Source organism: Streptomyces sp. NPDC016845 (assembly GCF_044332585.1).
In the GTDB taxonomy this organism is placed as follows: Bacteria; Actinomycetota; Actinomycetes; order Streptomycetales; family Streptomycetaceae; genus Streptomyces.
Genome location: NZ_JBIRPI010000001.1, coordinates 1,224,170 through 1,237,489 on the forward strand (window position 1 = coordinate 1,224,170; position 13,320 = coordinate 1,237,489).

The 13,320-nt window shown below is 73.7% G+C and carries 13 protein-coding genes; 4 read left to right on the top strand and 9 right to left on the bottom strand.

Annotated elements, in window-relative coordinates; genetic code table 11:
- Positions 1-14 precede the first annotated feature (14 nt).
- Positions 15-1,046 (bottom strand): LLM class flavin-dependent oxidoreductase, encoded by a 1,032-nt coding sequence (locus ACH4RC_RS05130; RefSeq protein ID WP_398195256.1) that lies wholly within the window; start codon positions 1,044-1,046, stop codon positions 15-17.
- A 59-nt stretch (positions 1,047-1,105) separates the two neighbouring features.
- Between ACH4RC_RS05130 and ACH4RC_RS05135 the strand changes: the two genes are divergently transcribed.
- Positions 1,106-1,594, top strand: a complete 489-nt coding sequence (locus ACH4RC_RS05135; RefSeq protein WP_398195259.1) for a hypothetical protein — start codon at positions 1,106-1,108, stop codon at positions 1,592-1,594.
- 26 nt (positions 1,595-1,620) lie between these two features.
- On the opposite strand, the gene ACH4RC_RS05140 is transcribed toward ACH4RC_RS05135, so the two are convergent.
- Positions 1,621-1,836, bottom strand: coding sequence for a dodecin (locus tag ACH4RC_RS05140; protein ID WP_398195262.1), 216 nt, complete (start codon positions 1,834-1,836; stop codon positions 1,621-1,623).
- A gap of 214 nt (positions 1,837-2,050) precedes the next feature.
- On the opposite strand from ACH4RC_RS05140, the gene ACH4RC_RS05145 reads away from it, so the two are divergent.
- Positions 2,051-3,334, top strand: coding sequence for an extracellular solute-binding protein (locus tag ACH4RC_RS05145; protein ID WP_398195263.1), 1,284 nt, complete (start codon positions 2,051-2,053; stop codon positions 3,332-3,334).
- Positions 3,335-3,353: 19 nt separating this feature from the next.
- Here the strand turns inward: ACH4RC_RS05145 and egtD are convergent, their stop codons facing one another.
- The 5 genes from egtD to ACH4RC_RS05170 all read right to left on the bottom strand — a co-directional run bounded on the left by egtD (position 3,354) and on the right by ACH4RC_RS05170 (position 8,360).
- Complete coding sequence (gene egtD, locus ACH4RC_RS05150; protein WP_398195265.1) at positions 3,354-4,322, bottom strand: L-histidine N(alpha)-methyltransferase; 969 nt, start codon at positions 4,320-4,322, stop codon at positions 3,354-3,356.
- The gene (gene egtC / locus ACH4RC_RS05155; protein WP_398195268.1) at positions 4,319-5,074 is read right to left on the bottom strand and encodes an ergothioneine biosynthesis protein EgtC; all 756 of its coding nucleotides are present in this window, start codon (positions 5,072-5,074) and stop codon (positions 4,319-4,321) included. Before egtC ends, egtD begins: the two co-directional genes overlap by 4 nt.
- A complete protein-coding gene (gene egtB / locus ACH4RC_RS05160) occupies positions 5,074-6,423 on the bottom strand; it encodes an ergothioneine biosynthesis protein EgtB (RefSeq protein WP_398195270.1) in 1,350 nt (449 codons plus the stop codon). The genes egtC and egtB overlap by 1 nt, the downstream gene beginning before the upstream one ends.
- Positions 6,420-7,706, bottom strand: coding sequence for an ergothioneine biosynthesis glutamate--cysteine ligase EgtA (egtA, locus tag ACH4RC_RS05165; RefSeq protein WP_398195272.1), 1,287 nt, complete (start codon positions 7,704-7,706; stop codon positions 6,420-6,422). The genes egtB and egtA overlap by 4 nt, the downstream gene beginning before the upstream one ends.
- A 183-nt stretch (positions 7,707-7,889) precedes the next feature.
- Complete coding sequence (locus tag ACH4RC_RS05170) at positions 7,890-8,360, bottom strand: type II toxin-antitoxin system PemK/MazF family toxin (RefSeq protein ID WP_398195274.1); 471 nt, start codon at positions 8,358-8,360, stop codon at positions 7,890-7,892.
- A 641-nt stretch (positions 8,361-9,001) separates the two neighbouring features.
- Between ACH4RC_RS05170 and ACH4RC_RS05175 the strand changes: the two genes are divergently transcribed.
- Positions 9,002-10,075 (top strand): LacI family DNA-binding transcriptional regulator, encoded by a 1,074-nt coding sequence (locus tag ACH4RC_RS05175; RefSeq protein ID WP_398195277.1) that lies wholly within the window; start codon positions 9,002-9,004, stop codon positions 10,073-10,075.
- Between the two features lie 46 nt (positions 10,076-10,121).
- Here the strand turns inward: ACH4RC_RS05175 and trxA are convergent, their stop codons facing one another.
- Positions 10,122-10,526 carry a thioredoxin gene (trxA, locus tag ACH4RC_RS05180; RefSeq protein ID WP_398195280.1) on the bottom strand — a complete coding sequence of 135 codons (405 nt, stop codon included), beginning with the start codon at positions 10,524-10,526 and terminating at the stop codon, positions 10,122-10,124.
- A 143-nt stretch (positions 10,527-10,669) separates the two neighbouring features.
- On the opposite strand from trxA, the gene ACH4RC_RS05185 reads away from it, so the two are divergent.
- Complete coding sequence (locus tag ACH4RC_RS05185) at positions 10,670-12,097, top strand: dihydrolipoyl dehydrogenase family protein (RefSeq protein ID WP_398195281.1); 1,428 nt, start codon at positions 10,670-10,672, stop codon at positions 12,095-12,097.
- A gap of 6 nt (positions 12,098-12,103) precedes the next feature.
- Here the strand turns inward: ACH4RC_RS05185 and ACH4RC_RS05190 are convergent, their stop codons facing one another.
- A complete protein-coding gene (locus ACH4RC_RS05190; RefSeq protein ID WP_398195729.1) occupies positions 12,104-13,309 on the bottom strand; it encodes a VWA-like domain-containing protein in 1,206 nt (401 codons plus the stop codon).
- Positions 13,310-13,320: the final 11 nt, after the last annotated feature.

The following is a 13,320-nucleotide window of genomic DNA, read 5'->3' on the forward strand; positions in this document are numbered from 1 at the left end:
GCCCATACCCACGATCACGGGCCGGACGAAGGCCCCGCCGGGCTCAGACGGGCGACCCGCGCGAGGCGCCGGTACGACTCCAGAAGGTCCTCCCGGTCGTACGTACTGGTCGTGACCAGGACCTCCTGCGCCCCGCTCTCCTTGATCACGCTCTCCAGCTCGTCCGCGACCTGCTGCTCGGTGCCCGCGATGTGGCCGCGCAGACCGGACTCGTACAGCTCGCGTTCCTTGGCGGTCATCTCGAGGCCCGCGATCCGCTCGGCGGGCGGCAGCGGCGGGAAGGTGCCGTGGGTGCGCGAGTACGCCATCGACCACGCCTCGGGGACGAGCAGGCGGCGGGCCTCCGGTTCGCTGCCGGCCACGGCGACCGTGCCCGAGATCACGACGTACGGTTCCCCGGCCCAGGGCGAGGGGCGGAACTCGGCGCGGTAGCGGTCGATGCCGCTCAGCATCTTCTCGCGGTCGCGGAGGTCGCCGATGACCATGGGCAGGCCCGCGCGGGCCGCGATCGAGGCGCCCTCGCCCATGGCCAGGACGTACGGCGGCACGGTCAGGCCCTCGCTGGGGCGGGCATGGGCGTGGGTCGGGGAGGTGCCGGTGAAGAAGGCGAGGAGTTCGTCGAGCTGCCCGGCGAAGCTGTCCGCGTCGGCGGCGTCCTTCTCGCGGCCCAGCGCCTTGCGGACGCCGTCCGTGAACCCGACGGAGCGGCCGATCCCCATGTCGACCCGGCCGGGGAACAGGGACTCCAGGACCCCGAACTGCTCGGCCACGACGAGCGGCCGGTGGTTGGGCAGCATGACGCCGCCCGTGCCCACCCGGATCGTGCGGGTCGCCGCCGCGACGGCCGCCGCCAGGACGGTCGGGGCGGACCCCGCGACCCCGGGCACGCCGTGGTGCTCGGCGACCCAGAGGCGGTGGTAGCCGAGGCGCTCCAGATCCTGGGCGAGCGCGACGGTGTCCCGCAGCGCCTCCGGTGCGGTGGAGCCCTCCCGGACGCGCGAGCGGTCCAGGACGGAGAAGCGGGTCGTCTCGATCACGGTGGTCACGTTCGTTCCAACACGGTGGCTCCGCAGGGATTCCCGGCCGTGCGCCGTAGGGTGCGCTCATGACCCGGGACGCGCGGCCGCTGGCCGTATTCGATCTGGACGGCACGCTCGCCGACACCGCCCACCGGCAGCGGTTCCTGGAGCGCAGGCCGCGGGAGTGGGACGCGTTCTTCGCCGCGGCGCCCGCCGACCCGCCGCTCGCGCGGGGCGTCGCCATGGTCCTGGACAGCGCGCGCGAGTGCGAGATCGTCTACCTGACCGGGCGCCCCGAGCGCTGCCGCGCCGACACCGAGGCGTGGCTCGCCGCACAGGGCTTGCCGGCCGCCACGCTGAGGATGCGGCGCGACGACGACCGCAGGCCCGCCCGCCGCACGAAACTCGACGTACTGCGCCGCCTCGCCCGCGGCCGCACCGTCCGGATGCTGGTGGACGACGACGAACTGGTCTGCGACGACGCGGAGCGCGCCGGTTTCACCGTCGTACGGGCCCGCTGGGCGAGCACGTCGGCGGCGCTGAGGGACGCCCAGGAGCGCGAGGGGCGGACCTGACGGGCCCTGGAGCCCGCCGCACGGCCTCAGACGTCGCCGTCCAGGCGGAAGCCCACTTTGAGGCCCACCTGGTAGTGCTCGACGTCCCCGTCGACGATCTGCCCCCGGACCTGCATGACCTCGAACCAGTCGAGGTTGCGCAGGGTCTGTGAGGCGCGCGCGATCCCGTTGCGGATCGCCTGGTCGACACCCTCGTGGGAGGTGCCGACGATCTCCGTGACGCGATAGGTGTGATTCGACATGTCTCCACCGTGCCCCAGGGTGCCCGTGCGCGCGAGAGGGCGGACACCGCGCCGACCGGACGCAGGGATTCCGCGGGACTGCGACTTACTTTCCGGTAACCCTTGACCGCCTCATTGGTACATACCAAAATCCAGCCACATACCCGTACGAGCTGACTGCTCCTCCCCCCACGTCGGGCGATCCGACCTGTTCGCAGGCAGAAAGTGACCCCCCGTGAGATCCCGCCGTGGCGTGCTGTCCCTCTGTTCCCTCGTCGTCGTGACCGGCACGCTCGTCAGCGCGTGCGGCGTCCTGCCGGGCGGCGACCCCGAACGGCGCACGGTCACCGTGTGGCTGATGCGCAACAGCGCGTCGGACACGTTCATCGAGCGCTTCACCAAGCAGTTCGAGGCCGAGCACACCGACCTCCGCCTCGACGTCCGCGTCCAGGAATGGACCGGGATCGGCGAGAAGGTCTCCGCCGCCCTGAAGGACGACAAGGGCGGCGACGACGCCCCCGACGTCATCGAGGTCGGCAACACCCAGGTCCCGCAGTACATCGACCAGGGCGGGCTGCTCGACCTGTCCCTGGAGTCCGCCCGCGACCTCGGCATGCAGGACTGGCTCCCCGGCCTCGCCGAGCCCGGCGTCGACAACGCCCGCCAGTTCGGCATCCCCTGGTACGCCGCCAACCGCGTCGTCATCTACAACAAGGACCTCTTCGAGCAGGCGGGCGTGGAGAAGCCGCCGAAGACCCGCGACGAGTGGCTCGACCTGACGAGCCGTCTCGACACCGGCTCCACCCAGGGCATCTACCTCGCCGGACAGGACTGGTACAGCCTCGCCGGATTCATCTGGGACGAGGGCGGCGAGCTGGCCCACGAGACGACCGGCACCTGGACCGGCGCCCTCGACTCACCGGCCGCACTGCGCGCCATGGACTTCTACGAGCGGCTCCAGGCCCTCGGCGACGGGCCGAAGGACGCCGACGAGGAACACCCCTCCCAGGCCGACCAGTTCGCGAAGGGCGGCATCGCGCAGATCATCTCGGTCCCCGGCGCCGCCCAGCAGATCGTCAACAAGAACCCGGAGCTCAAGGGCAGGCTCGGCTACTTCCCGATCCCGGGCAGGACGGCCTCGCGCGCGGGCGCCGTCTTCACCGGCGGCTCCGACCTCGTCGTGCCGGGCAACACCGACGACCGGCCGGGCGCGATCGCCGTCGTGAAGGAGCTGGCCGGCGAGAAGTGGAACACCGACCTCGCCAAGACCATGAACTACGTGCCGAACAAGACGACCCTCGCCGACGCCGTCAGCGGCGAGCCGGGCGTCGCCGCGATGGCGGTCGGCGCCGCGCACGGCAAGGCGACCCCCGCGTCGCCGCTCTGGGCGAACGTGGAGGCCGCCGACAACCCCATCAAGGCCTACATGTCCCGGGTCCTCGCGGGCGCGGACCCGGCCACCGAGGCGAAGAAGGCCGCCCGGGAGATCACCCGCCGCCTGGACGACAGCGCCGAGTGACCATGTGAGGACCGGCGTGTCAGGTGGACGGAACGGTGCTCAACGACAGGGCGAAACGGCCCTCCGTGTCCGTCCACCACTGGACCGGCTCAAGCCCCGCGGCCCCCAGTTCGCTTCGCACGCCCTCGCGCCGGAACTTCGCCGACACCTCCGTGCGCAGCTCCTCGCCCGCCGCGAAGGTCACCGCGAGATCGAGCGCGGGGATCTTCACGGCCAGCGCGACGGCCGAGCGCAGCCGCATCTCGATCCACTCGCGTTCGGCGTCCCACACGGCCACGTGCCGGAACGCGTCGAGGTCGAAGTCGGCGCCGAGCTCGCGGTTGACCACGCTCAGGACGTTCTTGTCGAACGCGGCGGTGACGCCCGCCGCGTCGTCGTAGGCGGCGACCAGCGTCGCCTCGTCCTTGACCAGATCGGTCCCGAGCAGGAAGAAGTCGCCGGGGGTGAGCAGAGCCCGTACGGAGTCGAGGAACGCGGCGCGCTCCTCGGGCAGCAGGTTGCCGATCGTGCCGCCGAGGAACGCCACCAGACGCGGGCCCGGCGTCGCGGGCAGCGCGAGCGTGCGCGTGAAGTCCGCGACCAGGGCGTGGACGGCGAGCGAGGGGTGCTCGGCGAGCAGCAGTTTCGCCGCCCCCCGCAGCGCGCTCTCGCTCACGTCCACGGGCACGTAGTGCGTGAGCTGCGTGAACGAGTCGAGGAGGTGGCGGGTCTTGTCGGAGGAGCCCGAGCCCAGCTCGACCAGGGTCCGAGCCCCGGTCGCCGCCGCGATCTCGGGGGCGCGCGCGAGGAGGATCTCGCGTTCGGCGCGGGTCGGGTAGTACTCGGGCAGGGTGGTGATCTCGTCGAAGAGGTCGCTGCCGCGCGCGTCGTAGAACCACTTCGGCGGCAGCGTCTTGGGTGTGCTGGACAGGCCGTGCAGGACGTCGGCGCGCAGGGCGGCGCCGGTGGCGTCCTCGGCAAGGGTGCGGGTCAGTGCGTACGGGCTCACGCGGGAGGCTCCTTGAGCGGGGTCAGGAGGACGTCGGTGCGGCCGGCCGCGAGCAGCGTGCGGTCGGGCACCTCGGTCCAGCGCGGGTCGTCGTCGTACGGCTCCGAGGCGACGACGGTGCGCCGCCCCGGCTCGGACAGGTACCAGAGGGTGTCGCCCCAGGCGGTCGCGGTGATCGTCTCGCCGTTGGAGAGAAGGAAGTTGAGGCGGGCGCCGGGTGTGATCCCGGCGACTTCCAGGACGGTGTCGGCCAGCGCCTGCGCCTCGTCGTCCCCTGCCCGCAGCCTGCGCAGGATCAACGCCCACAGGAACGCCGCGTCGCAGCGGGCCTCCATGGAGAGCAGGTCGGTGGCGGGCAGCGTGGGCACCAGTGGGGTCAGCGAGCGCGGCCAGCCCGGCACCGCGCCGTTGTGGCTGAACAGCCATGGGCCGGACGCGTACGGCGCCGCCGCGGCCTCCTGGTCGGCGCCGGCGACGGTGGCGTCCCTGACCGCCGCGAGCAGCGCACCCGAACGGACCACACGGGCCAGGTCCGCGTAGGACGGGTCGGCCCAGATGGGTCCGGCCCGGCGGTACCGGGCGGGCACCGGGTCGCCGTCCGCGTACCAGCCGACGCCGAAACCATCGGCGTTGACCGTGCCGTGCCGCTGTCTGCGCGGCGCCCACGACTGCTGGAACAGGCTGTGCGACGGCGCGTCGAGCACCTCGCCGAGCGCGACGGGCGGCCCGAGGTAAGCCAGGTGGCGGCACATCAGGCGGCCTCCCGCGCATCGGCGTCGCGGGCCGTGCGGAACCCCGCGAAGATCTGCCGCCGCACGGGGAGGTCCCAGTTGCGGAACGTGCCCCGGCAGGCAACCGGGTCGACCGCGAACGAGCCGCCGCGCAGCACCTTGTGGTCAGGGCCGAAGAACACCTCCGAGTACTCGCGGTACGGGTAGGCGACGAAGCCGGGGTAGGGCAGGAAGTCGCTCGCCGTCCACTCCCACACGTCGCCGATCAACTGCCGTACGCCGAGCGGGGATTGGCCGAGCGGGTAGCTGCCCGCCGGGGCCGGGCGCAGATGGCGCTGGCCGAGGTTGGCGCGCTCCGGCGTCGGGTCGGAGTCGCCCCACGGGTAGCGCAGCGAGCGGCCCGAGGCGGGGTCGAAGCGGGCGGCCTTCTCCCACTCCTCCTCGCTCGGCAGGCGGCGCCCGGCCCAGCGGGCGTAGGCGTCGGCCTCGTACCAGCTCACGTGCAGCACCGGCTCGTCCGGCGGGACGGCCTCCGTCACCCCAAACCGGCGGCGCAGCCACTGGCCCGCCTCGCGCCGCCAGAACCGGGGCGCCTCGAAGCCGCCCTCCTGGACCATGGCCCAGCCGGCCGGCGCCCACCAGCGGGGCTCGCGGTAGCCGCCGTCGGCGATGAACTCCAGGTACGCGGCGTTCGTCACCGGCACCGTGTCGATGTGGAAGGCCGGGACGAACCGGGCGTGCGCGGGGCGCTCGTTGTCGAGCGCCCACGGCTCGGCGGTCGTGCCCATGGTGAACGGGCCGCCGGGGACGAGGACCTCGGCCGGACCGGCGAACGGTTCGCTCAGGGGCTCGGGGTCGGGTGCGGTGAGCGCGGCGGCGCCGGTCCGCAGCTGGTGCGTGATGAGCATGGTCTCGTCGTGCTGCTGCTCGTGCTGGGCGATCATCCCGAAGGCGAAGCCGGACCGGGTCAGCCGCTCCCCGCCGTCCGCCTCGAACGACGCTCCGTCCAGGATGTCCAGCGCCCGGCCGCGCACCTCGGCCGCGTAACCGCGCGCCTCCCGCGGTGCGAGCAGCGGCAGCCGGGGCCGTTCGGCGCGCGGGTGCTCGAAGGCGTCGTACAGCGGGTCGATCTCGGGCCGTATCGCCTCGCGGCCCGCGACCGCCCGCAGCAGCCACTGCTCCTCCTGGTTGCCTATGTGGGCGAGGTCCCACACCAGCGGCGACATCAACGGCGAGTGCTGCGCGGTCAGTTCGGGCTCCTCGACGCAGCTGGTGAGGAGGGTGGTGCGGCGGCGTGCGGTCAGCAGGGCGTCGGCCGCGCGACGGCGCAACGCCTCCGGATCCGTGGTGACGTTCTCCTCGATGGTCATGAGTGGACGGACCTCCCCGGGGCGGGTTCAGAGAGCTGTTCGAGCACGTCGTCGGCGGGACACCGGCCGCGCAGGACATGGCGGTGCGTGAAGTCCGCGACCGCCTCCAGTACGCGGCTGTCGGCGCCGAGCCCGGGCAGCGCTTCCAGCGCCGTCGTGAAGCAGGCCGCGGCCGCCTCGCGCAGCTCGGGGTCGGCGAGGCCGGTCCGGGCCGCGTCCCGCCACAGCGGGTTGTGCGGCGCGGGCGTCGCGCCGGCGCGCTCCGCGAGCGGTTTGACGGCCCGGTACGCGGTCTCGGCCGCCTGCGGGTCGTCGAACAGCGCGGTCGTGACGGCGAGCGGCAGGATCCACCCGTCGTCGCCCGGCTGCGCGTCGATCATGCGCAGTTCGAGGTGGCCGCGCGGGCGGACCGGCGGGAACAGCGTGGTCAGGTGGTAGTCGAGGTCGGAACGGGTCGGTGGCCGTGGCCCGCCGCCCCGGGTCCACTCCCGGAACGACATGGCCTCAGGGACGTGCCAGGGGCCGCTGTCGGTGCGTACGCACATCACGGGCGCGTCCAGCACGTGCCGTGTCCAGGCGGCGCGCGGCTCGCCGTCGAGCGGCGGCGCGCCGGAGCGGCCCACCGCGATGCGGTCCCACAGCAGCTGGCGCGTGGAGCGCCAGCCCGTCGAACGGCCGGACAGCATCGGCGAGTTGGCGAACGCGGCGACCAGGACGGGCCCAAGGAGATGCGCCAGGCGCCAGCGCCTGCCGAAGCCGAGGGGGCCCGGCTCCTCGTACCCGGCGTCCAGGCACACCTGCACGGAGGCGGAGGAGCACATCATGGACCGCCCGGCCGGACCGGCGCGGTCGAGGGACGCCTCCAGGGCGTCGTAACGGGGCTGGCGCAACAGGCGCCGCGGGGGCCGCCACGGATCGGTGCCGTGGCCGGACAGGACGAGTCCGTGGCCGCGGAGCGAGGTGCGGACGGCGGTCAGATCGGCCCGCATGGCCGAGACACATTCCATCAGCGAGGCGGCGGGGAGCGAGCTGAGCTCCAGCTGGCCGCCGGGTTCCACGGTGAGCGCCGAGCGCAGCGGCAGGGCGCGCAGTGCGGCGTACGCCGCGTCGAGCCGCTCGGGGGGTATCGGGAGCCGCGGCCGCCGCGGCTCGTGGACGATCCACTCCAGCTCCACCCCCACCGTGCGGGGCGGTCCGGTCTTGAAACAGATGCCCTGTACCAGGGCCTCCGTCCCCGCTTCGGTGATCCGCTCACCGAGCGCCGTACAGTCTCCCTCGCCCATGTCGGGCCTCCCGTCCTTGGGACTCCATGGTCGCCGGTGGCGACCTTGCCGTCATGTCGGTCCGGCGCGGAGCCGTCCCGGGCGACGCTCGTACCACCCAAGACGCTCGCGGCGGTCCGCACAAGAGTGCCCCGGGGCGCCGCCGGTAAAGCCTGGGCGGCGCCGACGTGGACGGCGGAGGGATCAGTTCCAGCCGTAGCGCTCGCGCAGCCGGAGGACGACCAGGTTGAAGCGGCCCCGGTCCAGGGCGCACGCCTCGCGCCGCATCCCGCGCTCGTGCACGCGCAGCACCCGGTCCACGTTCACCCACGAGTTCCGGCCGCCGCGGTCCCACGGCCCCGCGCCGATCGCGACCCATTCGCGGTCGTCGTCGTGGCGCTTGCTGGACAGCTGCACGGCGAGCAGCGTGCCCGCCGCCTCGCGCGCGACGACGAGCACCGGCCGGTCCTTGCCGCGCCCGTCGTTCTCCTCGTAGGGCACCCACGTCCAGACGATCTCGCCGGGGTCCGGGTCGCCGTCGTGCTCGGGCGCGTACTCGGTCCGCACCCGCCCGACCTGGCGCGGCTCGGCCTCCACCGTGGCCGTCGAGCCGTGGCGGCCAGGGTTGTCGTACGCGTTCTCGCCGGTGGCGCTGTCATCCGTGAAGGCAGTCACGCGGGTCACGTTAGAGCCTGGACGGCGCGATCCGCGCGGCGGGTGCGCCGGGCGCCCCTGAGGCCCACCGGACGCCACCTACGCGGCCGTACGCGACGGCTACGCCGCCTTCGTCACCGACCTGTGCGCGAAACCGCACGCCCTGCGCAAACAATGCTTCGTCACCGTCACCCCCAAGACCCGCATCAGCGGCCGCGTCCGGGACTACGAGAAGCTCGGCGCCGCCGCCGACCGGCTGCGCATCATGGCGTACGACCCGCACCACGCCCAAGGCGCACCCGGCCCGCTCACCTCACCCGCCTGGTACGACGGGAGTCTGACCCCGAGCCACCGCCGAAGTCCCGCTCGCCAGAGCGGAGTTGGGCCTCCCGGCGTACGGCGGGGACTGGGCCGTCGGCAGCAAGGCGCGGGCGAAGACCGTCACGACGCGGGAGGCCGAGGCGCCGCGCCGGCGGGACGCAGCGCGTCGTCCGGTGCCAGGACGCTCGCGGCACCGCCGCCCACCTGCCCGTTCCGTGCAAGCACAAGGGGGTGAACACCGTGCCGCGGGCCCTCGGCTCCGAGCAGCCCGAGCTGTGGAGGACGCCGACGACGAGGTAGCTGCGAGGCCGCGGGACCGGTCTGGAAAGATGCCGGGGGTCATGGTGCAGATACCCGAGCAGATACCCGAGCAGCAACCCGCCCCGGCGCCCAGTCCCGCCGCCCCCACCGGCCCCGCCGTCCCGGCCAGGGCCGCCCGGGGCACCGTGCCGACCAGCGCCGACGTCGCACGCCTGGCCGGGGTCTCGCGCGCCACGGTCAGCTACGTCCTCAACAACACCAGCGCCGTCCGCATCAGCGAACCCACCCGCCGCCGCGTCCACGAGGCCGCGAAGGAGCTCGGCTACGTCCCGCACGCCGCCGCCCGCAGCCTGCGCGCCGGGCACACCCGCATCGTCCTGATGCCGACCCCCGACGTGCCCGTCGGCCCGCTCTACAGCGGCTTCCTCAACGCGCTCCAGTGGGCTCTCAGCCGCCTCGACTACACCGTCGTGCAGTACGGGAGCGTCGGCCTCGGCGGCGAGGAGGCGGCCCGCGCCTGGGCCGAGCTGCGCCCGGTGGCCGTGCTCGCCCCGGCCGCCATGGGCGCGGCCGGCGTCGGCCTGCTGCGCCGCTCCGGGGCCCGGGCGGTCATCACGCTCGGCCCCGAACCCGTCGAGGGCGCCCACGCACTGATCATGGACCACCGCGAGGTCGGCCGCGCCGCCGGCGCCCACCTCCTGGACCGCGGCCACACCCGCATCGGCGTCGTCATGCCCGCGGAACCAGGCCTCGGCGCGTTCGCCCTGCCCCGCCTCGCGGGCGTCCAGGAGACCGCGGCGGAGGTCGTGCCCCTGCCGCTCGCGTACGAGGAGGAGGACGCGGCCCGCGTCGCCGGACACCTGCGCGACCTGGGCCTGCGCGCCGTGTTCGGCTACAACGACGAGTACGCGATGCTCCTGATGCGCGCGCTCCAGGACGCGGGCGCCGACATCCCCGGCGACATCGCCGTCATCGGCGCCGACGACCTCATGCTCGGCCGTCTGCTGCGCCCGCGCCTCAGCACCGTACGGATGGATCTGCCGTCGGGCGAGGAGCTGGCCGAACTCGTCGACGGCCTTGTGCGCGACCCGGCGGCACAGCCGGAGGTACGGGACGTGCTCGGCGCGACGGCGGTACCCCGCGACTCCACATGAGAAAGGGGCGGTCGCCGCTGACGACCGCCCCTTTCTCCTTGCCGCTTCAGCCCTGCTCCGGCTGCCCGCCCTCCTGCGCCGCCTGGGCCTGCTGCTCGGCGACGGACTTGCGGACCTCGTCCATGTCGAGCTGCCGGGCCTGGCCGATCACGTCGTCCAGGGCGTCCTGCGGCAGCGCGCCGGGCTGCGCGAACACGGCCACCTGGTCACGGACGATCATCAGCGTGGGGATCGACTGGATGCCGAACGCGGCGGCCAGCTCGGGCTGCGCCTCCGTGTCGACCTTGCCGAAGACGAGGTCGGGGTTGGCCTCGGCGGACTTCTCGTAGACCGGGGCGAACTGCTTGCACGGCCCGCACCAGGACGCCCAGAAGTCGATCAGCACGAACTCGTTCTCCGTGACCATCTGATCGAAGTTGTCCTTGGTCAGCTCCACGGTGGTGCTGCTCATGGTGTTTCCCTCTTCCTGCTTCCTGGGATCTCGGGGCGAAGCCGCAAGGGGCAAAGCCGCTGGGGACAACGGTCCGCGATGCGGACGTATTCCGCGCACGTACCCATGTGGCTCACCGGCACACCTACCGTCACACTGACGGTATGACGGAAGCTATCGAGTACGACGTTGTTGTGGTGGGAGCGGGACCGGTCGGCGAGAACGTCGCGGACCGGGCACGGGCGGGCGGACTGAGCGCCGCGATCGTGGAGAGCGAACTGGTGGGCGGCGAGTGCTCCTACTGGGCGTGCATGCCCAGCAAGGCCCTCCTTCGCCCCGTGATCGCCCGCGCGGACGCCCGCCGCGTACCGGGACTGCGCCAGTCGGTGCAAGGACCGCTCGACACCGCCGCCGTGCTCGCCCACCGCGACTACTTCACCTCCCACTGGAAGGACGACGGCCAGGTCGGCTGGCTGGAGTCCATCGGCATCGACCTGTACCGCGGCCACGGCCGCCTCGCCGGACCGCGCCGCGTCACGGTCACCGCCGACGACGGCACGGTCACCACGCTCGCCGCGCGCCACGCCGTCGCCGTGTGCACCGGCACCCGCGCCGCCCTCCCCGACCTGCCAGGGCTTGCCGAGGCCAAGCCCTGGACCAGCCGTGAGGCCACCAGCGCCGACCACGCGCCCGGCCGCCTCGTCGTGGTCGGCGGCGGCGTCGTCGCCACCGAGATGGCCACGGCCTGGCAGGCGCTCGGCTCCCAGGTCACCCTGCTCGTACGCGGCGACAGCCTGCTGAACCGGATGGAACCGTTCGCCGGGGAACTGGTCGCGGACGCGCTGCGCGAGGCGGGCGCGGACGTCCGTACGGGCGTCTCGGTGAAGGCCGTGCACCGCCAGGGCGCCACGGTCACGGTCACCCTCGACGACGGGTCGGCCCTGGAGGCCGACGAGATCCTCTTCGCGACCGGCCGCGCCCCGCGCACCGACGACATCGGCCTGGACACGGTGGGCCTGAAGCCCGGCTCCTGGCTGAGCGTCGACGACACCCTGCGCGTCGAGGGCCACGACTGGCTCTACGCGGTCGGCGACGCCAACCACCGCGCCCTCCTCACCCACCAGGGCAAGTACCAGGCGCGCATCGCGGGCGCCGCGATCACCGCGCGGGCCGCGGGCGTCCCGCTCCTGGAGACCGACCGCTGGGGCGCCCACGTCGCCACCGCCGACATCTCCGCCGTCCCCCAGGTCGTCTTCACCGACCCGGAGGCGGCGAGCGCGGGCCTCACCCTCGCCGAGGCCGAGCAGGCGGGCCACCGCGTCCGCGCCGTCGACTACGACATGGCGAACGTCTCGGGAGCGGGCCTCTACGCCGACGGTTACACCGGCCGCGCCCGCATGATCGTCGACCTCGACCGGGAGATCCTCCTCGGCGTCACCTTCGTCGGCCCCGGCGTCGGCGAACTCATCCACTCCGCGACGATCGCCGTCGCGGGCGAGGTCCCCATCGACCGGCTGTGGCACGCGGTGCCGTCGTACCCGACGGTGAGCGAGGTGTGGCTGCGGCTCCTGGAGACGTACCGGGACCAGTAGGACGGCTCAGCCGATCGTGACGACCCGCGCCCAGGGCGGTGGAGTGCCGGGTACGTAGTCGGGGTCGTCCTCGTCCGCCGCGCCGGCGGGGCGGGGGAAGAGGCCGACCACGGTGCGGCAGGGCGGCGGGGCGGACGGCCACGGGGTCTGGCCGTCCGTCAGGGCGACGATCACGTCCGGACGGGGCCGGGAGCGCAGCGCGCGGGCGAAGCCGGAGCGCAGGTCCGTTCCGCCGCCGCCGACCAGCTCCAGGCTCTCGGCGCGGCAGACCGGGACGGCGATCCCGGCGGCCGCGTCGCAGGAGATCACCGACACCAGATCGCGCCGCCCGCCCACCGCGCGCGTGATCGCGGCCACCTCCAGAAGCGCGCCGCCGAGTTCCGCGTCGCTCACGGACCCCGACGTGTCGATCACCACGCACACCCGGGGCGGCGTGCGGCGCAGACTCGGCAGCAGCACCCCGGGGACGCTCGCCGAACGCCGGGACGGGCGCCGGTAGCTGTGGTTGTCGCCAGGACCCGGCGCGGCCGCCGCCGAACGGACCGCCGCACCGAGCAACTGCCGCCAGGGCTGCGGCGGTTGGAACGCCGTGTCCGCCCAGCGGCGCCATCCCTGCGGCGCGTCGCCCGGCCGCCCCTTGATCCCCTCCGCGACCCGGAACCTGACCCGGTCCCGCTGCTGCCTGCTCAGCCCGTGCGCCCCGCCGGGCCCCAGCTCCCACGGCCGCTCCCGTCCGTCGGCGGCGCTGCCGCAGTCCAGCCACGCCAGCTCGGTGGTCAGCGCGGACATCGACGACATGTGCAGGTACTCCTCCATGAGCAGGCCGGTGGGCAGATCGAGGAGGGACGGCATGACCGCGCCCTCGGGCCGGGGCAGCCCGTCGCCGTAGATGTCGTCGTTGATCTCGAAGTCGGCGGCGATGTTGTGGCGCAGCCGCGCGCCGGCCCCCTGGTCGCCGTGGTCCCGCGCATACCGGTCGCCGCGCCCGTGATGGTCCCGCAGGAGGTGGGAGACCTCGTGCACCCAGACGCCCGCCAGCTCCTCCACCGGGGTGCGTGCCACGAACCCGGGGGAGACGTAGCAGCGCCAGTACGCGTCCACCGCCATCGTCGGCACGGCCCGGTCCTCGATCACGTGCAGGGCGAAGAGGGCGTCCGCCAGATAGGGCCGCACCTTCACCGCGTGCAGCCGGGCGGCCAGCAGCTTCTCCATGTCCAGGGGGA